This is a genomic window from Pseudomonas sp. P7779, from assembly GCF_013386315.1.
Classification (GTDB): Bacteria; Pseudomonadota; Gammaproteobacteria; order Pseudomonadales; family Pseudomonadaceae; genus Aquipseudomonas.
This window is the reverse complement of the sequence record NZ_JACARZ010000074.1, coordinates 1-21764: the sequence shown is the minus strand read 5'-3', so window position 1 is coordinate 21764 and position 21764 is coordinate 1. Positions and strand designations below refer to the sequence as shown.

General features: G+C 61.3%; 22 protein-coding genes. 15 read left to right on the top strand and 7 right to left on the bottom strand.

What is annotated here, in order from left to right:
* The first annotated feature begins 416 nt into the window (after nt 1-416).
* From ccoN to ccoP, 4 genes are read left to right on the top strand one after another with little or no spacing between them, the layout of a single operon-like run.
* Entirely contained in the window at nt 417-1859 is a 1443-nt protein-coding gene (ccoN, locus tag HX869_RS21060) for a cytochrome-c oxidase, cbb3-type subunit I (RefSeq protein WP_003219015.1), read from the top strand.
* Nucleotides 1859-2467 carry a cytochrome-c oxidase, cbb3-type subunit II gene (ccoO, locus tag HX869_RS21055; RefSeq protein ID WP_003193167.1) on the top strand — a complete coding sequence of 203 codons (609 nt, stop codon included), beginning with the start codon at nt 1859-1861 and terminating at the stop codon, nt 2465-2467. The genes ccoN and ccoO overlap by 1 nt, the downstream gene beginning before the upstream one ends.
* 5 nt (nt 2468-2472) lie before the next feature.
* The gene (locus tag HX869_RS21050; RefSeq protein WP_008437575.1) at nt 2473-2658 is read left to right on the top strand and encodes a CcoQ/FixQ family Cbb3-type cytochrome c oxidase assembly chaperone; all 186 of its coding nucleotides are present in this window, start codon (nt 2473-2475) and stop codon (nt 2656-2658) included.
* Entirely contained in the window at nt 2655-3632 is a 978-nt protein-coding gene (gene ccoP, locus HX869_RS21045; protein ID WP_003219020.1) for a cytochrome-c oxidase, cbb3-type subunit III, read from the top strand. The genes HX869_RS21050 and ccoP overlap by 4 nt, the downstream gene beginning before the upstream one ends.
* Before the next feature lie 93 nt (nt 3633-3725).
* Here ccoP and HX869_RS21040 read toward each other — a convergent pair whose 3' ends face one another.
* A complete protein-coding gene (locus tag HX869_RS21040) occupies nt 3726-4406 on the bottom strand; it encodes a hypothetical protein (protein WP_023659084.1) in 681 nt (226 codons plus the stop codon).
* A gap of 634 nt (nt 4407-5040) precedes the next feature.
* Between HX869_RS21040 and HX869_RS21035 the strand changes: the two genes are divergently transcribed.
* From HX869_RS21035 to hemN, 8 genes are all read left to right on the top strand, one after another.
* The gene (locus HX869_RS21035) at nt 5041-5295 is read left to right on the top strand and encodes a type II toxin-antitoxin system Phd/YefM family antitoxin (RefSeq protein WP_003219024.1); all 255 of its coding nucleotides are present in this window, start codon (nt 5041-5043) and stop codon (nt 5293-5295) included.
* The gene (locus HX869_RS21030) at nt 5295-5705 is read left to right on the top strand and encodes a type II toxin-antitoxin system VapC family toxin (RefSeq protein WP_102368383.1); all 411 of its coding nucleotides are present in this window, start codon (nt 5295-5297) and stop codon (nt 5703-5705) included. The genes HX869_RS21035 and HX869_RS21030 overlap by 1 nt, the downstream gene beginning before the upstream one ends.
* Nucleotides 5706-5912: 207 nt before the next feature.
* Entirely contained in the window at nt 5913-7328 is a 1416-nt protein-coding gene (gene ccoG / locus HX869_RS21025; protein ID WP_102368382.1) for a cytochrome c oxidase accessory protein CcoG, read from the top strand.
* A 14-nt stretch (nt 7329-7342) separates the two neighbouring features.
* Nucleotides 7343-7882, top strand: a complete 540-nt coding sequence (locus tag HX869_RS21020) for a FixH family protein (RefSeq protein ID WP_008437568.1) — start codon at nt 7343-7345, stop codon at nt 7880-7882.
* Nucleotides 7883-8017: 135 nt separating this feature from the next.
* Nucleotides 8018-10468 (top strand): heavy metal translocating P-type ATPase, encoded by a 2451-nt coding sequence (locus HX869_RS21015; protein WP_177022900.1) that lies wholly within the window; start codon nt 8018-8020, stop codon nt 10466-10468.
* 22 nt (nt 10469-10490) lie between these two features.
* Nucleotides 10491-10709 carry a cbb3-type cytochrome oxidase assembly protein CcoS gene (gene ccoS, locus HX869_RS21010; protein WP_003219033.1) on the top strand — a complete coding sequence of 73 codons (219 nt, stop codon included), beginning with the start codon at nt 10491-10493 and terminating at the stop codon, nt 10707-10709.
* The gene (locus HX869_RS21005; protein ID WP_003219035.1) at nt 10702-11385 is read left to right on the top strand and encodes a sulfite exporter TauE/SafE family protein; all 684 of its coding nucleotides are present in this window, start codon (nt 10702-10704) and stop codon (nt 11383-11385) included. Before ccoS ends, HX869_RS21005 begins: the two co-directional genes overlap by 8 nt.
* Before the next feature lie 103 nt (nt 11386-11488).
* Nucleotides 11489-12871, top strand: a complete 1383-nt coding sequence (hemN, locus tag HX869_RS21000) for an oxygen-independent coproporphyrinogen III oxidase (protein WP_178903592.1) — start codon at nt 11489-11491, stop codon at nt 12869-12871.
* Between the two features lie 7 nt (nt 12872-12878).
* Here hemN and HX869_RS20995 read toward each other — a convergent pair whose 3' ends face one another.
* Nucleotides 12879-13355 carry a hypothetical protein gene (locus HX869_RS20995; protein ID WP_003219041.1) on the bottom strand — a complete coding sequence of 159 codons (477 nt, stop codon included), beginning with the start codon at nt 13353-13355 and terminating at the stop codon, nt 12879-12881.
* A 154-nt stretch (nt 13356-13509) separates the two neighbouring features.
* Between HX869_RS20995 and fnr the strand changes: the two genes are divergently transcribed.
* Nucleotides 13510-14244 carry a fumarate/nitrate reduction transcriptional regulator Fnr gene (gene fnr / locus HX869_RS20990; RefSeq protein ID WP_003219044.1) on the top strand — a complete coding sequence of 245 codons (735 nt, stop codon included), beginning with the start codon at nt 13510-13512 and terminating at the stop codon, nt 14242-14244.
* Nucleotides 14245-14324: 80 nt separating this feature from the next.
* Nucleotides 14325-14873, top strand: a complete 549-nt coding sequence (locus HX869_RS20985) for an adenine phosphoribosyltransferase (RefSeq protein ID WP_177036336.1) — start codon at nt 14325-14327, stop codon at nt 14871-14873.
* A 131-nt stretch (nt 14874-15004) separates the two neighbouring features.
* On the opposite strand, the gene HX869_RS20980 is transcribed toward HX869_RS20985, so the two are convergent.
* From HX869_RS20980 to dnaX, 5 genes are all read right to left on the bottom strand, one after another.
* Nucleotides 15005-16153, bottom strand: a complete 1149-nt coding sequence (locus HX869_RS20980) for an acyl-CoA dehydrogenase family protein (RefSeq protein WP_178903591.1) — start codon at nt 16151-16153, stop codon at nt 15005-15007.
* Nucleotides 16154-16353: 200 nt separating this feature from the next.
* On the bottom strand, nt 16354-16956 hold the full coding sequence (recR, locus tag HX869_RS20975; RefSeq protein WP_003219049.1) for a recombination mediator RecR: 603 nt from the start codon (nt 16954-16956) through the stop codon (nt 16354-16356).
* A 65-nt stretch (nt 16957-17021) separates the two neighbouring features.
* On the bottom strand, nt 17022-18056 hold the full coding sequence (locus HX869_RS20970; protein ID WP_003219050.1) for an NADP-dependent oxidoreductase: 1035 nt from the start codon (nt 18054-18056) through the stop codon (nt 17022-17024).
* A gap of 269 nt (nt 18057-18325) precedes the next feature.
* Nucleotides 18326-18664, bottom strand: a complete 339-nt coding sequence (locus HX869_RS20965; RefSeq protein ID WP_003193199.1) for a YbaB/EbfC family nucleoid-associated protein — start codon at nt 18662-18664, stop codon at nt 18326-18328.
* A 43-nt stretch (nt 18665-18707) separates the two neighbouring features.
* Nucleotides 18708-20750 (bottom strand): DNA polymerase III subunit gamma/tau, encoded by a 2043-nt coding sequence (dnaX, locus tag HX869_RS20960; RefSeq protein ID WP_178903590.1) that lies wholly within the window; start codon nt 20748-20750, stop codon nt 18708-18710.
* A 133-nt stretch (nt 20751-20883) separates the two neighbouring features.
* Here dnaX and HX869_RS20955 point away from each other — a divergent pair, with 133 nt between their 5' ends.
* Nucleotides 20884-21633, top strand: coding sequence for an ABC transporter substrate-binding protein (locus HX869_RS20955; RefSeq protein WP_087694838.1), 750 nt, complete (start codon nt 20884-20886; stop codon nt 21631-21633).
* Nucleotides 21634-21764 lie beyond the last annotated feature (131 nt).

The following is a 21764-nucleotide window of genomic DNA, read 5'->3' as shown; positions in this document are numbered from 1 at the left end:
GTCGCACCCTTCCGATCGCTGACTTTCCCCTCCTGCCATTCGGGTCTACGCTTGTTTGCACAGTGGACTGGCATTGGCCGGTCGACGGCCGACTTGCACTCGATGGGTTGAAACATTTCTGCTCGATGACAGGCGCAAAGGCTGGTACCTACCGGCTGTCGTGCCACTGGCCATTCGTCACCCGAGCTGCTTGTTTACACACACTCAGTTACAAGTACCTTCGACCCGTTTAAAATCCTGTCCAAGTCGTCAGCTTTTAACCCTGAATTTTGTCCTTACGCCAAACATGGAAAGGGCGCAGAATCTGGTTTGGAACGCATTGACGCAGGTCACCTTGCGTTGCAATGGAATCTTGCTTTCTCCATACTTGCGACCGATTTTTACCCTATAAAAAAACTAAACCGTGGAACCTTAGAATGAGCACAGCAATCAGTCCGACTGCTTATAACTATAAGGTAGTCCGCCAGTTCGCCATCATGACGGTGGTCTGGGGGATCCTTGGCATGGGGCTCGGCGTTTTCATTGCCTCGCAACTGGTTTGGCCAGAGTTGAATTTTGGCCTGCCATGGACGACATTTGGACGCCTGCGCCCGTTGCACACCAACCTGGTGATTTTCGCCTTCGGTGGATGTGCACTGTTTGCCACTTCTTACTACGTCGTGCAGCGAACCTGCCAAACGCGACTGATTTCCGATGCACTGGCGGCCTTTACCTTCTGGGGTTGGCAAGCGGTCATCGTGGGCGCGATCGTCACCCTGCCGCTGGGCTACACCACCACCAAGGAATACGCCGAGCTGGAATGGCCGATCGCCATTTTGCTGGCGATTGTCTGGGTGACCTACGCAGTGGTGTTCTTCGGCACCATCGTCAAGCGCAAGACCAAGCACATCTATGTCGGCAACTGGTTCTACGGGGCATTTATCCTGGTGACGGCGATGCTGCATATCGTCAACCATGCGTCCTTGCCGGTCAGCTTCTTCAAGTCCTACTCGGCCTACGCCGGTGCGACGGACGCAATGATCCAGTGGTGGTACGGCCACAACGCCGTAGGTTTCTTCCTCACCACCGGCTTCCTGGGGATGATGTACTACTTCGTGCCGAAACAGGCCGAGCGTCCGATCTACTCCTATCGCCTGTCCATCGTGCACTTCTGGGCCCTGATCACCCTGTACATCTGGGCCGGTCCGCACCACCTGCACTACACCGCATTGCCGGACTGGGCCCAGTCCCTGGGCATGGCGATGTCGATCATCCTGCTCGCGCCAAGCTGGGGCGGCATGATCAACGGCATGATGACCCTGTCGGGCGCCTGGCATAAATTGCGCACCGACCCGATCCTGCGGTTCCTGGTGGTCTCCCTGGCGTTCTACGGCATGTCGACCTTCGAAGGCCCGATGATGGCCATCAAGACGGTCAACTCGCTGTCCCACTACACCGACTGGACCATCGGCCACGTACACGCCGGCGCCCTCGGTTGGGTAGCGATGATTTCCATCGGCGCGCTGTACCACATGATCCCGAAACTGTTCGGCCGTGCGCAGATGCACAGCGTCAGCCTGATCAACACGCACTTCTGGCTGGCCACCATCGGTACCGTGCTCTACATCGCCTCGATGTGGGTCAACGGCATCACCCAGGGCCTGATGTGGCGTGCAATCAACGATGACGGCACCCTCACCTACTCCTTCGTCGAAGGGCTGCAAGCCAGCCATCCGGGTTACATCGTGCGCGCCCTGGGCGGTGCGATCTTTGCCAGCGGCATGCTGTTCATGGCCTACAACGTGTGGCGCACCGTGCGTGCCTCCGACCCTGTAGAAGCCGAAGCCGCTACCAAGATCGCCGTTGTGGGAGCTCACTGATGAAGCATGAAGTAGTCGAGAAGAATATCGGCCTGCTGGCCTTCTTCATGGTCATCGCCGTGAGTATCGGCGGCCTGACCCAGATCGTTCCGCTGTTTTTCCAGGACGTGACCAACAAGCCGGTGGAAGGCATGAAGCCGCGCACCGCCCTTGAACTGGAAGGCCGCGACGTCTACATCGCCAACGGTTGTGTCGGCTGCCACTCGCAGATGATCCGCCCGTTCCGTGCCGAAACCGAACGCTACGGCCACTACTCGGTCGCCGGTGAAAGCGTGTGGGACCACCCATTCCTGTGGGGTTCCAAGCGTACCGGCCCGGACCTGGCCCGGGTCGGCGGTCGTTACTCCGATGACTGGCAGCGTGCGCACTTGTACAACCCGCGCAACGTGGTGCCCGAATCGAAAATGCCGGCGTACCCGTTCCTGGTCGAAAACAAACTCGACGGCAAGGACACCGCCAAGAAGATGGAAGTCTTGCGCACCCTGGGCGTGCCCTACACCGACGAAGACATCGCCGGCGCGGCAGCGGCCGTGAAGGGCAAGACCGAAATGGACGCACTGGTGGCCTACTTGCAAGGCCTTGGCACCATCATCAAAAGCAAACGGTGATCTGGATGGATATCGGGATGATTCGAGGCCTGGGCACCGTTGTCGTGATGGTGGCCTTTATCGGCCTGGCCTTGTGGGTGTTCAGCCCCAAGCGCAAGTCGGAGTTTGAAGACGCGACGTTGCTGCCCTTCGCGGATGATCCCGAAGCCATCAAGCACGTCGTGGAAGCGTCTAGGAGTAACAAAGAATGACTACGTTCTGGAGTCTGTACGTCACAGTCCTCAGTCTGGGTACCATTTTCGCCCTGACCTGGCTGCTGCTGTCGACCCGCAAGGGCCAGCGCGCCGAGCAAACCGATGAAACCGTCGGCCACTCGTTCGACGGCATCGAGGAGTACGACAACCCGCTGCCCAAATGGTGGTTCATGCTGTTCGTCGGCACCATCATCTTCGCCCTCGGTTACCTGGCGCTGTACCCTGGCCTGGGCAACTGGAAAGGCCTGCTGCCGGGCTACAACTACCTCGACAACGACAAGCAAACCCCGTTTGCCAATGGCCAGACCGGCTGGACCGGCGTGCACGAATGGGAAAAGGAAATGGCCAAGTCGGACGCCCGGTTCGGGCCGATCTTCGCCAAGTTCGCCGCCATGCCGATCGAAGAAGTGGCCAAGGACCCGCAAGCCTTGAAGATGGGTGGCCGCCTGTTCGCCTCCAACTGCTCGGTGTGCCACGGTTCCGACGCCAAGGGTGCCTACGGCTTCCCCAACCTGACCGACGCCGACTGGCGCTGGGGCGGCGACCCGGCCACCATCAAGGAAACCATCATGAAGGGCCGCCACGCGGTGATGCCGGCGTGGGCCGAAGTCATTGGCGAGCAAGGCGTGGCCGATGTGGCCGGCTTTGTGGTGACCAACCTCGATGGCCGCAAATTGCCGGAAGGCGCGAAGGCAGACGTGGCCAACGGCGAGAAACTCTTCGCCGCCAACTGCGTGGCGTGCCACGGTCCCGCCGGTAAAGGTACACCCGCCATGGGCGCGCCTGACCTGACCCACCCTGGCGCGTTCATCTACGGTTCGAGCTTCGCGCAACTGCAGCAGACCATCCGTTATGGCCGTCAAGGCCAGATGCCTGCGCAGGAGCAGTTGCAGGGCAATGACAAGGTGCACTTGCTGGCGGCGTATGTTTACAGCCTGTCCCATGGAGACAAGGCAGCTGAGGAGCAGTAAGCATTAAAACCAAAAAGCCCCGCGCAGCCAATGCTGCGCGGGGCTTTGGTAATGGGGCATTGGTGGAACTCAACTTACCCCGAGGACGAGGCGTTACCGTTCTTCATGCACTTGGTCCATTCTTTTAATAGCAGCGTTGATCGCCCCCCGATCAGCCGATTTAGACCAATCCGTCAGTCCTAACTGTGCCACTAACTCAGGACGACTCAAGATTTCCCGCGCGACCATCGCTTCATCTGGGCCGCGATCATGACGCGTCCCATCCGCGATGTTCTTCAGTGAAGCGTAAGTCACACCCTCCCTGCGATCAATCCCACCCCAACCGCGCTCGGGGTAATAGGTGTCATATTCATTCAGGAGCTTTTGCGCCAGCTCTTTATCACTCATCGTGGCCAGGGGAAACCCCATATTCTGACCCACGGTTATGATACTTTCACGATCGATTTTGCCATCGTGCTTATGCTTTCCGTAACCATCGAGTTTCTCCATGAGAACAGGATTTTCCAGCAGCGAACGGGCAAAATTCATGTCGTCACTGCTGTAGCCACTCTGCGCAGAGGCATACGCAACCTGTCGTAGCGAGTCGCGGGTGATGTAGTCTGGTTGCGCAGGGTCGGCATACTTATCAAAGTTTCTGAGTAGACGGTCGGCCACCCGATAATCATTCCAACTACTGAATTGCTCTACGCTGATGCCAGAGGATACTGGCAGCGTCGAAGCCGATGGTGGAACGGCTCCAACATTATGCGTGTCATTAGCACGTTGAATGGTCATTGGTTTCCTCGATTTGAATAACGTCAAAACAAAATAAATTTATCGGCGCGCAAGAGGCCTAGGCATAACGCTCAACAATTGCTCATCAAAGGTTTCATCGTGGTAACGCTGCGCGCTGCTACAAAACATTGCCGAACACTGATCCAGACTTGATCTCAACGTCGGCATTTCCTGCGTGGCAATAACGCGATCAGCGTTCCTACAACAAACGTTTCATTCTGTGTAAACAAAGGCTCGTTTGGGCCTAAGAACTGATATCGCAGAAGCGTCAGCTTCCTAACCAATCGTTGTAGGTTATTTAACAGCGCAAAAAGCAGGTATAAAAACGCCACCACACCGGCCCGTAGACCTCTCCTGATTTACTTACTCAACACCAGGAAGTCGCAAGGGAAACGGCAAGGTGCACTTGCTGGCGGCGTATGTTTCGGACTGTCCCATGGGAACAAGCCGCCAGACGCCGTGTGAGGAAAAGCGGTGAAAAAAAACGGCCCCGCCAGTGGAGATTGGCGGGGCCGTTTTGTTTTCAAGTCGAAAAAGTCGTCACCGCCAGCAACGCATCTACATTTGAGATTGATCAAGAAAACCGCAGGTAGTAACGTGACTACATTCGTACTCCATACGGAGGTTAGCCCCCATGACCATCACCACCATTTCCAGCCGTGAATTCAATCAAGACACAAGCGGTGCCAAAAAAGCCGCCCGCCAAGGCCCGGTTTTTATCACTGACCGGGGCAAGCCTGCCCATGTACTGCTAAGCATTGAGGACTACCAAAAACTGACAGGCCTCAATGCCGACATCGTTGACCTGTTGGTGATGCCAGAAGCGGCAGATATCGAGTTCGAAACCGAACGCGCCGTGATCACTCATCGACCCGTGGACTTCACTTGATGTATCTACTCGACACCAACGTCATCTCTGAACTGCGCAAACCCCAGGCCGATGCCAAGGTCGTCGCCTGGGCCAAAAGTGTCATCGCGCCACGGATGTATATTTCAGCCATTACCTTGAAGGAACTGGAAACAGGAGTCCTGCGAATGGAGCGGCGTGATCCCGCCCAGGGGAAGGTTTTGCGCACATGGCTCAAGCGCCATGTCATGCCGGCGTTTGATGCCAGAATCCTGCCGATTGATGCAGCAGTTGCCCTGCGCTGTGCCAGCTTGCATGTGCCAGACCAAGCCAACGAAAGTGACGCACTGATCGCTGCAACCGCGCTGGTTCATGGGCTGACAGTGGTCACCCGCAACATCGGCGACTTTCAATCCAGCGGCGTCGCGCTGATCAATCCATGGGACGAATGACCGGTAAGGCTGCGAAAACCGTCCATACTTCACAAGTCAATTGACCCAGATCACGTACACCATCAATTGATTTCCCCCAACGCGACCAAAGGTCGCACCCGTCGAAGGGTATCAGGGGCGTATCATTAGGCCACTGCAACACCCCTATTTTGACCCCGGCTGGCACGTACTGGCCGAGGCAAATCTCCACTGCCGTGGGATGCAATGATGAGCAACCAGATTCCGGTACATGACGTTACCCCGCCTGCCAAAAATTCGAATAACACCGTCGATCTCTACGCATCGCGGGAGAAAATCTACACCCGTGCCTTCACCGGCTTGTTCCGCAATCTGCGGATGCTCGGGGGTGCCGGTTTGTTCCTGCTCTACTTCGGCACCGTGTGGCTGAACTGGGGTGGCCACCAGGCTGTCTGGTGGAACCTGCCGGAACGTAAATTCTTCATTTTTGGCGCGACTTTCTGGCCCCAGGATTTCATCCTGCTGTCGGGCATCCTGATCGTGGCGGCGTTTGGCCTGTTCTTCATCACCGTGTATGCCGGCCGCGTCTGGTGCGGCTACACCTGCCCGCAAAGCGTGTGGACCTGGATCTTCATGTGGTGCGAAAAGGTCACCGAAGGCGACCGCAACCAGCGCATCAAGCTGGACAAGGCGCCGATGAGCGCCAACAAGTTCCTGCGCAAGTTCGGCAAGCACAGCCTGTGGCTGATCATCGGCTTCGTCACCGGCATGACCTTTGTCGGCTACTTCTCGCCGATCCGTGAACTGGTGCTCGATTTCTTCACCGGCCAGGCGGATGGCTGGTCGTATTTCTGGGTCGGCTTCTTCACCCTCGCCACCTACGGCAACGCCGGCTGGCTGCGCGAGCAGGTGTGCATCTACATGTGCCCGTATGCGCGTTTCCAGAGCGTGATGTTCGACAAGGACACGATGATCGTTTCCTACGACCCGCGCCGTGGCGAAGTCCGTGGGCCGCGCAAAAAAGGTATCGACTACAAGGCCCAGGGCTTGGGGGACTGCATCGATTGCACGATGTGCGTGCAGGTGTGCCCTACCGGCATCGACATCCGTGACGGCCTGCAGATTGAATGCATCGGCTGCGCGGCCTGCATCGACGCCTGCGACAACATCATGGACAAGATGGAATACCCGCGCGGGCTGATCAGCTACACCACCGAGCACAACCTGTCCGGGCAGAAAACCCATAAGCTGCGCCCGCGCCTGATCGGCTATGCCCTGGTGCTGCTGGCGATGATCAGCCTGTTGGTGGCCGCCTTCTTCGTGCGCTCGCTGGTGGGTTTCGACGTCAGCAAGGACCGCGTGCTGTACCGCGAAAACGCCGAGGGCCGGATCGAAAACGTCTACAGCCTGAAGATCATGAACAAGGACCAGCGCGACCACACCTACGTGCTTGACGCCGCAGGCCTGCCAGACCTCAAGCTGCAAGGCCGGCGCGAGATCAAGGTAGCGGCCGGGGAAATCTTCAGCATGCCGGTGGAGTTGTCGAGCGCACCGGAACAACTGCCGTCGAGCACCAACGAGGTGAAATTCATCCTCAGGGATGCCGATGACGACAGCGTCCACATTGAAGCCAAGAGCCGATTCATCGGCCCACAAGTCCGTTAATAGAGAGCCGAACAATGCCCGCAGCTACTGCCGCAAGCCCCTGGTACAAGCACCTCTGGCCCTGGATCATCATTGGGATCCTGACCTGCTCGGTGACGTTGACCTTGTCCATGGTGACCATCGCGGTGAACAACCCCGACAACCTGGTCAACGACAACTATTACGAGGCCGGCAAAGGCATCAACCGTTCCCTGGACCGCGAACTGCTGGCCCAGACTCTGCAACTGCGGGCCAAGGTGCACCTGGACGAGTTGACCGGCGAAGTCGAATTGCACCTGACCGGCAACAGCGGGCCCGGCACCCTGGAGCTGAACCTGATTTCGCCGACCCAGCCGGAGAAGGATCGCAAGATCATCCTGACCCGCAGCGACAGCGAGCCCGGCCGCTACATCGGCCAGGTGACCGACAAGGTCGAAGGCCGCCGCTTCGTCGAGCTGCTGGGGGTGGAAGGCGACCGGACCTGGCGTATGTTTGAAGAAGAACAGGTCAGCCATGACAAGGACTTGCTGCTGGGCGACGAGCCGCTGCAGGGTGCTGAAGACCTGAAAAAATAGAGCGTCACCTGTTTGATCGTTCCCACGCTCTGCGTAGGAATGCATCCCGTGACGCTCCGCGTCACAAGAGCGGACGCGGAGCGTCCAGCGAAGCGTTCCCACGCAGAGCGTGGGAACGATCATCGGAACTGAGCCATGACCACCCCAATCCCCTGCTACCACTGCGCCCTGCCCGTGCCGCCCGGCAGCCGGTTCACTGCCGTGATCCTCGGCGAGCCCCGCGAGCTGTGCTGCCCGGGCTGCCAGGCGGTGGCCGAGGCGATTGTCGCCGGTGGCCTAGAAAGCTATTACCAGCACCGCAGCGAAGCCTCGGCCAACCCCGAGGCGCTGCCGGTGCAACTGGTGGACGAGCTGGCGCTGTATGACCGTGCCGATGTGCAAAAGCCTTTCGTGCGCCACGACGGTGACCTGTCGCAAGCCACACTGTTGATGGAAGGCATCAGTTGCGCCGCCTGTGGCTGGCTGATCGAAAAACACCTGCGCAGCCTGCCCGCCGTGGCCGAGGCGCGGCTGAACCTGTCCAACCACCGCCTGCACGTGCGTTGGGCCGATGGGCAACTGCCACTGAGCCAACTGCTCGGCGAGTTGCGCTACATCGGCTACGCCGCCCACCCGTATCAAGCCGACCGTGCCGCTGAACAACTGGCCAGCGAAAACCGCCTGGCCCTGCGTCAACTGGGGGTGGCCGGGCTGCTGTGGTTCCAGGCGATGATGGCGACGATGGCCACCTGGCCGGAATTCAATATCGACCTGAGCCCGGAGCTGCACGTGATCCTGCGCTGGGTCGCGATGTTTCTGACAACGCCCATCGTGTTCTACAGCTGCGCGCCGTTTTTCAAGGGGGCGATGCGCGACCTGCGCACCCGCCACCTGACCATGGATGTTTCGGTGTCCCTGGCCATTGGCGGTGCCTACCTGGCCGGAATCTGGACCGCCATCACCGGCACCGGCGAACTGTATTTCGATGCAGTCGGCATGTTTGCCCTGTTCCTGCTGGCCGGGCGTTACCTGGAGCGCCGCGCCCGGGAACGCACGGCGGCAGCCACTGCGCAGTTGGTCAACCTGTTGCCAGCCTCGTGCCTGCGCATGAGTGCCGACGGGCAAAGTGAACGGATCCTGCTCAGCGAACTGGCCCTGGGCGACCGGGTACTGGTGCATCCGGGGGCGGTGCTGCCGGCAGACGGCATCATCCTCGACGGCCAGTCGAGCATCGACGAATCGCTGCTGACCGGCGAGTACCTGCCGCAACCACGCCAGGTCGGCGATGCCGTCACTGCCGGTACCCTCAACGTCGAAGGTGCGCTGACCGTCGAAGTCCGCGCCCTGGGCCACGACACGCGCCTGTCGGCCATCGTGCGCCTGCTGGAGCGGGCCCAGGCGGAGAAACCCCGGCTGGCGGAGATCGCCGACCGCGCCGCCCAATGGTTCCTGTTGTGCTCATTGGTCGCCGCTGCGGTCATCGGCCTGGTGTGGTGGGAGCTGGATTCGTCACGGGCGTTCTGGATCGTCCTGGCGATGCTGGTTGCGACCTGCCCTTGCGCCCTCTCACTGGCAACACCCACCGCCCTGACGGCAGCCACCGGCACCCTGCACAAACTCGGCCTGCTGCTGACCCGCGGCCACGTGCTGGAAGGCCTGAACCAGATCGACACGGTGATTTTCGACAAAACCGGCACCCTTACCGAAGGTCGCCTGGCGTTGCGCGCGATCCGCCCGTTGAGCCTGCTGGGCAGCGACGAGTGCCTGAGCCTTGCGGCGGCGCTGGAGCAACGTTCGGAACATCCGATCGCCCGCGCATTCGGCCGCGCGCCGTTGGCGGCGGATGAAGTGCTCAGCACGCCGGGCCTGGGCCTGGAAGGCCGCGTCGGTGACCGCCGGTTGCGCATTGGCCAGCCGGGTTTTGTCTGCGAACTGAGCGGCTGCGCCCTCCCCGCCTCGCCGAAGGAAGCCGGCCAATGGCTGCTGCTGGGCGACACCGGCGGCGCCCTGGCCTGGTTTGTCCTGGATGACCGCCTGCGCAGCGACGCGCCCGCCTTGCTCGCCGCCTGCAAGGCACGCGGCTGGCGCACGTTGCTGCTGTCGGGAGACAGCTCGCCGATGGTTGCCAGTGTCGCCGCCGAGCTGGGCATCGACGAAGCCCATGGCGGCCTGCGCCCCGATGACAAGCTGCAAATGCTGCAACAGCTGCACAAGGAAGGCCGCAAGGTGCTGATGCTCGGCGATGGCGTCAACGATGTGCCGGTGCTGGCCGCCGCCGATATCAGCGTGGCCATGGGCTCGGCCACCGACCTGGCCAAGACCAGCGCCGACGCGGTGTTGCTGTCGAACCGCCTCGACGCCCTGGTGCAAGCCTTTACCCTGGCCCGGCGCACCCGCCGGGTAATCATTGAAAACCTGCTGTGGGCCGGGCTGTACAATGGCCTGATGTTGCCGTTTGCCGCCCTCGGCTGGATCACTCCCATCTGGGCGGCGATCGGCATGTCCCTCAGTTCGTTGACCGTGGTGCTCAATGCCCTGCGCCTGACTCGCATGCCGAGCACGCCAGCCGTGAGCCCCGCCCCCGTAACCCGCCCGCTGCCGGCATGAGCCGCGCGGGCATGGAGTGCAGATGCCAGCTCTTTACGTGATGATCCCGGCGGCGCTGTTGATCGTGGCCATCGCCATTTACATCTTCTTCTGGGCGGTGGACAGCGGCCAGTACGACGACCTCGATGGCCCGGCCCACAGCGTGCTGTTCGATGACCAGGACCCGAACCACCTGGCGGCCGTCGATGAAGCCAACGGCCCTGAACAACCGCCCAAGCCGAAAGATCCGCCCCATGCTTGAACTGGCGCCCCTGCTGGTCTCGGCGGTGATCCTCGGCCTGCTGGGCGGCGGCCATTGCCTGGGTATGTGTGGCGGCCTGATGGGCGCGCTGACCCTGGCGATTCCCAAGGAGCAACGCAGTCGGCGCTTTCGCCTGCTGCTGGCCTACAACCTGGGGCGCATCCTCAGCTACGCCACCGCCGGCTTGCTGATCGGCCTGGCCGGCTGGGCCGTGGCCAACAGTCCGGCAGCGATGTTCATGCGCATCCTCGCCGGGCTGTTGCTGATCTGCATGGGCTTGTACCTGGCTGGCTGGTGGAGCGGCCTGACCCGTATCGAAAGCCTCGGGCGCGGCCTGTGGCGCCATATCCAGCCGGTTGCCAACCGTTTGCTGCCGGTGTCCAGCCTGCCCCGGGCGTTGCTGCTGGGTGCGCTCTGGGGCTGGTTGCCGTGCGGGTTGGTCTACAGCACGTTGCTGTGGGCGGCCAGCCAGGGCAATGCGCTGGACAGTGCGGTGCTGATGCTCGCGTTTGGCCTTGGCACCTGGCCGGTACTGCTGGCCACGGGCTTAGCCGCTGATCGAGTCACCGCGTTATTGCGCAAACGCAGCGTGCGGATGGCCGGTGGCCTGCTGGTCATGCTGTTCGGCATCTGGACCTTGCCCGGGCCGCACCAGCACTGGCTGATGGGCCACTAGATCGCCATGTGGCATAGCGCCGCTCCCCGTTGATGCAAATCAAGATGGCTTCCCCACCCAGCCCCTAGACTCGGCCCACTAGCCTATCCGGGGGAACGCCCGCATGCTCGACGCCATTCGTTGGGACACTGATCTGATTCACCGCTACGACCTGGCGGGGCCACGCTATACCTCGTACCCCACCGCCGTACAATTCGACAGCCAGGTCGGCACCTTCGACCTGCTCCACGCCCTGCGCGACAGCCGCAAGGCCGTACGGCCCCTGTCGCTGTATGTGCATGTGCCGTTTTGCGCCAACATTTGCTACTACTGCGCCTGCAACAAGGTCATCACCAAGGACCGCGGCCGGGCTCACGCCTATCTGCAACGCCTGGAGCAGGAAATCCAGTTGGTGGCGTGCCACCTCGATCCCAAACAGCCGGTGGAGCAGCTGCACTTCGGCGGCGGCACCCCGACCTTTCTCAGCCATGACGAGCTGCGTCAGGTCATGGGCCGCCTGCGCCAGCACTTCAACCTGCTGGACGATGACTCCGGCGACTACGGGATTGAAATCGACCCACGGGAAGCCGACTGGGCGACCATGGGCCTGCTGCGTGAACTGGGGTTCAACCGCGTCAGTATCGGCCTGCAGGACCTGGACCCCGAAGTGCAGCGTGCGGTGAACCGCCTGCAAAGCCTGGAAGAAACCCGCGCAGTGATTGACGCAGCGCGCACCCTGCAGTTTCGTTCGATCAATATCGACCTGATCTACGGTTTGCCCAAGCAGACACCGCTGAATTTCGCACGCACCGTGGAAGAAGTCATCAGCCTGCAACCGGACCGCCTCTCGGTGTTCAACTACGCACACCTGCCGGAACGGTTCATGCCCCAGCGACGGATCAACACCGACGACCTGCCCTCCCCGGCGGAAAAACTGCTGATGCTGCAAACCACCATCGAGCAGTTGACCCAGGCGGGCTACCGCTACATCGGCATGGACCACTTTGCCCTGCCGGACGACGAATTGGCCGTCGCCCAGGAAGAAGGCACGCTGCAACGCAACTTCCAGGGCTACACCACCCACGGGCATTGCGATTTGATCGGGCTTGGGGTGTCGGCGATCAGCCAGATCGGCGACCTGTACTGCCAGAACAGCAGCGACCTGAACCACTACCAGAACGCCCTCGCCGGCGCGCAACTGGCCACCAGCCGTGGGTTGTTATGCACCACGGATGACCGGCTGCGACGGGAAGTGATCCAACAGTTGATCTGCACGTTCAGCCTGAATTTCGAGAAGATCGAACAGGCTTTCAACATCGATTTTCGCGGCTATTTCGACGAACTCTGGCCGCAACTGGAGGCGATGACCGAGGACGGACTGATCGAACTCGACCCACAGGGCATCCGCGTATTGCCGGCGGGGCGCCTGCTGGTACGCTCGGTGTGCATGGTGTTCGATGCCTATCTGGAGCACCAGAATCGGCAACGATTTTCGCGGGTGATCTGAACCTGTCCTACTTCGCCAGCAGGGCCATCGCTTCCAGCTGCGACTCGGGAGACTCGTCCTTCAAGGCCTTGGTCAACTGCGATTGGGCGGTCATCAAGCCGGCCTGCAATGTCGCGATATCACTCTGCAAGGCGGCCACTCTGGCCTGCCTTGCCTGCGGGGTCTTTGAGGCGTCGGACATGGCAGCTGAGAGCTGAGCCATCTTCTCGGCGAGCTGTTTTCTCATCTCGCGAATCATTTTCAACAGCTGCTTGATGTTGTCTTTCAGGTTGCTGTCGTCAATGTCCTTGTTGGAGTTGGTGCTGGCCTTGGAGGCTTTCAGCCCCGCCCCCGAGATATCCACCACCAGTCCTTGGGGCTTGGTGTCAGTGGCCCGATCGGTCGAAGACGCTTGGTCTTTATCGTCTGCAGCGGGGTCTTTTTTCGCATCAGGCACGGTTAGCGAAGAAACAATGGCAGGGTTGGTTGCGCCAATGGAAAGCATGATCTGAGCCTCCAGCTCTAGGAGTGACAATCTTGTATCGACCTCGATACAAAATTCTTTATACCGCTGCTGCTTTTTTGTACACGCTGGCCTGATCGTCCCCCAGTGCGGTACCCTTACGTCTTATGTGTGTTTTCCCACAAGGATTTAAGAAATGTCCGAGCCAGTTAAACTGCGCGCTCATAGCCAGGCTCATTGCAAGGATTGCAGCCTGGCCCCCCTCTGCCTGCCACTTTCGTTGAATCTGGAAGACATGGAAGCGCTGGACGAGATCGTTAAACGCGGTCGCCCACTGAAAAAAGGCGAGTTCCTGTTTCGCCAGGGCGACAAGTTTGACTCCGTTTATGCAGTACGTTCTGGCGCGCTGAAAACCTTCAGCCTGAGCGATGGCGGCGAAGAACAGATCACCGGCTTCCACCTGCCGAGCGAACTGGTCGGACTGTCGGGCATGGACACTGAGATTCACCCCGTGTCGGCCCAGGCCCTGGAAACCACATCGGTGTGTGAAATCCCGTTCGAACGCCTGGATGAACTGGCCCTGCAGCTGCCGCAATTGCGTCGCCAGCTGATGCGCGTGATGAGCCGGGAAATCCGCGACGACCAACAGATGATGCTGCTGTTGTCGAAGAAAACCGCCGACGAGCGTATTGCCACTTTCCTGGTCAACCTCTCCGCACGTTTCCGCGCGCGGGGTTTCTCGGCCAACCAGTTCCGCCTGAGCATGTCGCGCAACGAAATCGGCAACTACCTGGGCCTGGCGGTGGAAACCGTGTCCCGGGTATTCACCCGCTTCCAGCAGAACGAGTTGATTGCGGCCGAAGGCAAGGAAGTGCATATCCTCGACCCGATCCAGCTCTGCGCATTGGCTGGCGGTTCGCTCGACGGTTGATCCAGACGCTTGCGGCCGAGCCAATCGGCTGGGCCGCAGGTATACTTCGAGTCCGCTTTCCTCCCCAGGACTCCTCGACGATGGTCTTCGATTCGTTCGACATCAAATCCCTGATTCGCCCAGTCATCGACTTCCCCAAGCCTGGGGTGATCTTTCGCGATATCACGCCGCTGTTCCAGTCGCCCAAGGCCTTGCGCCTGGTAGCCGACACCTTCGTACACCGCTACGTCGAAGCCGACTTCACCCACATCGGCGCGATGGATGCCCGGGGCTTCTTGATCGGTTCGATCATTGCCTATCAGTTGAACAAACCGCTGATCCTGTTCCGCAAGCAAGGCAAATTGCCGGCTGACGTGCTGGCCGAGAGTTACCAGACCGAATACGGCGAAGCCTTCCTGGAAGTGCACGCCGACAGCCTGTGTGAAGGTGATTCGGTACTGATGTTCGATGACCTGATCGCCACCGGCGGCACGCTGATCGCAGCGGCCAACCTGGCGCGGCGCATGGGCGCACGGATTTTCGAAGCGGCGGCGATCATCGATCTGCCGGAGCTGGGTGGTTCCCAGCGCCTGGAAGACCTGGGCATTGCGACGTTCTGCCTGACGCAGTTTGCACTGACAGACCAATAACCCCGGGACTCGTGTGGCGAGGGAGCTTGCTCCCGCTGGAGTGCGCAGCGCTCCCAAAGATCTTGGGGCCGCTACGCAGCCCAGCGGGAGCAAGCTCCCTCGCCACAGCTCTCTCGCCACAAAAGCGCTTTCTACAAGCCCATCTGCTTGCTGATGATTTCGTTCATCACTTCCCGAGTCCCGCCACCGATGGACAGGATGCGGTTGTCGCGATACAGCCGCTCCACCAGGTTGCCGCGCATGTAGCCCTGGCCGCCGAGGATCTGCACGGCATCAAAGGTCACGCGGTCGGCGGTGTCGGTGGCGAGGTTCTTGGCCATCGAGATCTCCTTGATCACACTCTTGCCCGCGGCCATCTTGGCGGCCTGGCGGTAGGTGAATTCCCGCGAGACCTCCACCGCCGTGGCCATTTCCGCCAGGCGATGCTTGAGCACCTGGAACTTGCCGATGGGTTTGCCGAAGGCCTCGCGCTGGGCCGCCCACTTCAGGCTTTCCTCCAGGGCCATCTGCGCAGTCATATTGGCCATCAGGGCCAGGGCCAGGCGCTCGCTCTGGAAGTTGCCCATGATGCAGGCGAAACCCATGTTCTCGGCGCCGATCAGATTGCCTACGGGTACGCGGCAATCATCGAAGAACAGTTCGGCAGTGTCCGACGCCCACCAGCCCATTTTCTTCAGCGGTGTACCGGTGGTGAAACCAGGCGTGCCCTTTTCGATCAACAACAGGCTGATGCCGGCAAAGCCCGGCCCCCCGGTACGTACCGCGACGGTATAGAAGTCGGCACGCTGGCCGCTGGTGATAAAGGTTTTGCTGCCGCTGACCCGGTAATGGTCGCCGTCGCGCACGGCACAGGTCTGCAGGCTGGCGACATCGGAGCCGCCACCGGGCTCGGTGACGGCCAGGGCGGCGATCTTCTCGCCGGATAACACCTGCGGCGCCACACGATCGCGCACCTCGGGCCGGGCCCATTTGACGATGGGCGGCAAGCCGATATCCAGCGAGCCCAACCCTGCCACTACTCCGCCGGAGCCGCAGCGCATCAGTTCTTCGCTGGCCGCGACCTTGGCGAACAGGTCACCTTCGTGGCTGCCTCCAAGGGCTTCGGGGTAACCGATGCCCAGGATCCCCGCCGCACCGGCCTTGAGGTACAGCTCCCGGGGGAAGCTTTCCGCTTCCTCCCACTGCTCGATGCCCGGCAACATCTCGCGCTCGACGAAACGACGCACGCTGTCGCGGACCAATTGGTGGCTGGGGTCGAAGTATTCCTGATAGGCAGACATCGGCAAGCTCCACGGGACGGTAGAGCGAACTTACCAAGCGCTTGCTTGGTTATCAAGCAAGAGGAAAGACTCGTGAACGCCACAAAACAAATGTGGGAGCGGGCTTGCTCGCGAATGCGGTGTATCAGTCGCCAGATGCATTGACTGAACCACCGCATTCGCGAGCAAGCCCGCTCCCACATTTTGTTCTGCGGTGTTTGTTATAGGGCGATCGGCTTACGTCCGGCAAACGAATGCGCCAAGGTCCCGCCATCCACCAGTTCCAGCTCGCCACCCAGCGGCACGCCGTGGGCGATGCGCGAGGTAATCAGGCCTTTGTTGGTCAGCAGCTGGGCGATGTAATGGGCCGTCGCTTCGCCTTCCACCGTAGGGTTGGTGGCCAGGATCACCTCGACGAACGTGCCCTGCTCCTCGATTCGCGTCACCAGTTGCGGAATACCAATCGCCTCCGGCCCCAGCCCGTCCAGCGGCGACAGGTGGCCCTTGAGCACAAAGTAGCGCCCGCGGTAACCGGTCTGCTCCACCGCGTAGACATCCATCGGCCCTTCGACCACGCACAGCAGCGTGTCGTCGCGACGCGGGTCGGCGCATTGCGGGCACAGCTCTTCCTCGGTCAGGGTGCGGCACTGGCGGCAGTGGCCAACCCCTTCCATCGCCTGGCTCAGGGCCTGGGCCAGTCGGGAGCCGCCGCTGCGATCACGCTCCAGCAGTTGCAGCGCCATGCGCTGGGCGGTTTTCTGACCCACACCTGGCAAAGTGCGCAGGGCGTCGATCAGTTGACGAATCAGGGGGCTGAAGCTCATGGGGAAAGGTCCGACAAAACAACGAGACGCGGTTTATACCCGCGCCTCGGATTAGCGTCAAATGCTCAATCTTGTGCGACCCGCACCACCAACTTGCCGAAGTTGCGCCCCTCCAGCAATCCGATAAAGGCTTCAGGTGCCTGCTCCAGGCCTTCCACCACGTCCTCGCGGAACTTGATCTTGCCATCCCGCACCCACGGCGCCATGGCACTGAGGAATTCCGGTTGGCGGTCGCCATAGTCGTCGAACACGATAAAGCCCTGGATCCGCACACGCTTGGTCAGCAAGGTACGTTGCAACGCCGGCAGCCGGTCGGGACCGCTGGGCGCTTCGTGGGCGTTATAGCCGGCGATCAGGCCACACAAGGGAATGCGCGCCTTGGCATTCAGCAGCGGCACGACCGCGTCGAATACCTTGCCGCCGACGTTTTCAAAGTAGATATCGATGCCCTTGGGGCAGGCCTGGGCAAGCTCCTCGGCAAAGTTGTCGCTCTTGTGATCGACACAGGCATCAAAGCCCAGCTCGTCCACCACATAGCGGCACTTGTCGGCGCCACCCGCCACACCGACCACCCGCAGGCCCTTGATCTTCGCCACCTGGCCCACCACCGAGCCCACCGCACCGGAAGCGGCCGCCACCACCAGGGTTTCCCCGGACTTGGGCTGGCCGATATCGGTGAGGCCCATATAGGCGGTCATGCCGGGCATACCCAGCACACCCAGGGCCATGGACGGGCTGGCCAGTCCCTTCGGTACCGGGATCAGGTTGCGCCCATCGGAGATGCTGTGGCTCTGCCAGCCGGTGGAACCGACCACCAAGTCACCCACCTCGAACTTCGGATTGCGGGACTGTTCGATGCGGCTGACAGCGCCACCGGTCATCACTTCGTCGATTTCTACCGGCGCAGCGTAGGACGGCGCATCACTCATGCGCCCGCGCATGTAGGGATCCAGGGACAGGTAAAGGGTCTTCAGCAAAACCTGGCCGTCGGCCAGTTCCGGCAGCGCGACGCGCTCCAGGCGAAAGTTTTCCGGCACCGGTGCGCCGTGGGGGCGTGAGACCAGCACAATGCGCTGGTTGAGGGTCAATGCTTCGGACATCAGCGAGGCTCCTTCTATCGGTGATTGAATTCAACGGTATAGGGTGCAGACCCCAACACAGGGTCCAGGGTTCGACAAAACTCTCGCAGTAGCAGTTGTCGAGCGCCAGCGAGGCTACGTTAGCCGCACCGCTGCTTTCATGCCAGACGTGGGACCGAGTCGCTGCCGACGCAGCCTCGCTGGCGCTCGACAGCTGCTACGGGTATGGAAAATAGCCGGACAAAAAAATGCCAGGCGCGGGGCCTGGCATTTTCGGTGCTGCTTGCCGATCAGAACGGCAGCTTCATGCCCGGTGGCAGTTGCATGCCAGCGGTCACGCCGGACATCTTGTCCTGGCTGTTGGCTTCGATCTTGCGCACGGCGTCGTTGACGGCCGCGGCAAACAGCGCCTCGAGCATTTCCAGGTCGTCTTCGCCGACGCCCGGCAATACGCTTGGGTCGATGCTCACGCGCTTGATGTCGTGACGACCGGTCATCACCACGCTGACCATATCGCCACCGGCTTTACCGGTGACTTCGGCGTTGGCCAGTTCTTCCTGCATCTTGGCCATCTTTTCCTGCATCTGCTGCGCCTGCTTCATCAGGCCGGCCATGCCACCTTTCATCATGGGAATCACCTCAAAAGTACGTGGATCAATTATTGGCCCCGGGTTATGACGCTTGGGGTACCGGGGCTTCTACAGGTTCAATAGTATCGTGCCGCACCACCGCGCCAAACTGCTGCATCATCTGCTGGATGAGCGGATCACCGTGGATCGACTCTTCAGCCTCGCGCTGGCGGTTGACCCGGCGACGGGACGCCGCCTGGGCCGGGGTTTCCTGCTCGGGCTTGACCAGCTCGATGCTGATGGTCAGCGTGCGCCCGTGGAACTGGTTCAGGGCATCGTTGAGCCGGCGCTGCTGGGTCGCGTTGAACAGGGCGCTGTGGGCCGGGTCCAGGTGCAGCAGCCAGTGGTCGCCATCAACGGCAATCAGGGTGCAGTTGGCGGCGATGCTGCCGGTCATGCCGGAGATCGGCAGTTTCGGGAACAGCTCCAGCCATTGCAACGCCAGGCCGGTGGCCGGCATCGCGGCAGGTTCGGGTTCAGGCTCCGGGGCAGGCTCGGCGGTGTGTTCGCTGGCCAGGTCGTCCAGGTAGCTGTAGGCCGAATCCATGTCCGGCTCGATGTAATCTTCGTCCAGCGGCGGCTCGTCGTCGAGGTCGGTGCCCGGGGTGGCGGCGTCCACTTGCGCAACGGTCGGCTCCGGCACCGGGGCCGAAACCCACTCGGGGGCGTCCGGCACCACGCTGTCCGGGGTCGGCGCGGGCATGGGTGTCAGTTCAGGCTGCTCGCTGGTGGTTTCCAGCACCGGCTCGACGGCAGGCTGCAGCTCGACCTCGACCTCGGCCTCTACCGGGTCGTTCCACGGCAGATCGACTTCAGGCACGGGCGCAGGCTCAACCACCGGCTCCGGCACCACCACAGGCGCCACGGGCTCGGCGACAACCGGCGCAGGCGGCGCAACCACTGGCGCGACAACAGCCGGGCCAGCCACTGGTTTGGCGGAATCAACTGTGGCCTGGCTGATCCCCACTGGCTTTAGCGGCTGTCTCGGCGCATCCGCCGTGTCGGCGGGCCTGAAGGCCAGCATCCGCAGCAGGACCATTTCGAAGCCGCCCCGCGGATCGGGTGCCAACGGCAGGTCACGTCGCCCAATCAGGCCCATCTGGTAGTAGAACTGTACGTCTTCGGCCGGTAACGCCTGGGCCAGGGCCAACACGCGGTCGCGGTCGCCGTGGCCGTTGTCGACACCTTCGGGCAGGGCCTGGGCGATGGCGACGCGGTGCAGCACATTGAGGATTTCCGACAGCACGCCATTCCAGTCCGGGCCTTGCTCGGACAGGTGGCGCACGGCTTCGAGCAACGCCTTGGCGTCGCCTTCGATCAGCGCGTGCAGCACGTCGAACACCTGGCCGTGGTCCAGGGTGCCGAGCATCGCCCGCACGTCGGCGGCCAGCACCTTGCCTTCACCGAAGGCGATGGCCTGGTCGGTAAGGCTCATGGCATCACGCATCGAGCCGTCGGCGGCACGACCCAGCAACCACAGGGCGTCGTCTTCGAACGGTACGTTCTCGACACCCAGCACGTGGGTCAAATGCTCGACCACACGCTCCGGGGTCATGTTTTTCAGGGAGAACTGCAGGCACCGCGACAAAATCGTTGCAGGAAGTTTCTGCGGGTCGGTGGTGGCCAGGATGAATTTGACGTAGGGCGGCGGCTCTTCCAGGGTCTTCAACAAGGCGTTGAAGGAGTGGCTGGACAGCATGTGCACTTCGTCGATCAGGTAGACCTTGAAGCGGCCACGGCTCGGTGCGTACTGCACGTTGTCGAGCAGCTCGCGGGTGTCTTCGACCTTGGTGCGGCTCGCGGCGTCGATCTCGATCAGGTCGACAAAACGCCCTTCGTCGATTTCCCGGCACACCGAGCAGGTACCACACGGCGTCGAGGTGATGCCGGTTTCACAGTTCAGGCACTTGGCAATGATGCGGGCAATGGTGGTCTTGCCCACCCCGCGGGTACCGGTGAACAGGTAGGCGTGGTGCAGCCGCTGGCTGTCCAAGGCATTGATCAGAGCCTTGAGCACATGGGTCTGGCCGACCATTTCGCGGAACGAGCGCGGACGCCATTTACGTGCAAGAACCTGATAACTCATCGAAAACCGTCGCAACTGGGAAGCGGAAGCGGGTAATGCTAGCGGAGCAAGGGGGAAATTGCATCCGGCACGCTCGTCTAATCTGACTAAGCTGGTCTGACCAAGCCTATAAAAGGCTGAACCCGGAGAATTTATGCGCGCAGTCCTGGGCGCCTTGTGGATGATTGCCACGGTCAGCCTGGCGGCACCCGCACCTCTGCGATTCTCCATTTCCGACAGCTGGACCATGCCCATGGTGCAACTCGACCAGGGCCAGCCGACCCAGGGGATTTTGTATGACCTGATGTTGAGCCTGGCCACCCAGGTCGGCCGTCCTGCGAAATTCCATGTGCTGCCGCGTGCGCGTATCGACACCGCCATGGAGCGCGGGGATGTGGATGTGCGCTGCTACGTGACACCGGCGTGGCTGAACAACCTGTCGGGGGACTACACCTGGAGCATCCCGCTGCTGGTCCAGCGCAATGTGCTGGCCGCCGGGCGCGTGCCCTCAACGTCAGTGGCACTGGACAGCCTTGCGCCGCAACACATCGGCACGGTACTCGGCTACAGCTACCCAACCCTGGAGGCGCGCTTCGCCAGCGGCCAGTTCAGCCGCGACGACAGCCGCAGTGAAGAGCAAGTGCTGCAAAAACTGGTGGCCGGACGCTTCAACTATGCAGTGATCAACGAATGGATCCTTGACCGCTTCAATCAGCAATTACCGCCCACACAGCGCCTGCATACGGTGGCCGTGATCGAGGAGCAACGCCTGGGCTGCTATGTGCGCAACGACCCGCAGGTGCCGGGGCAGCAGATCCTGCGCACGTTGCTGCGGATGAAAATGTCCGGGGAGATTGATGAAATCATCCAGCTGTATATCGGGAACAGCGCCCCCGCCCCTTAAGATCACCTGATTGTCCTTGTGGCCAGGGAGCTTGCTGTGGCGAGGGAGCTTGCTCCCGCTGGAGTGCGCAGCGCTCCCAAAGATCTTGGGGCCGCTACGCAGCCCAGCGGGAGCAAGCTCCCTCGCACCAG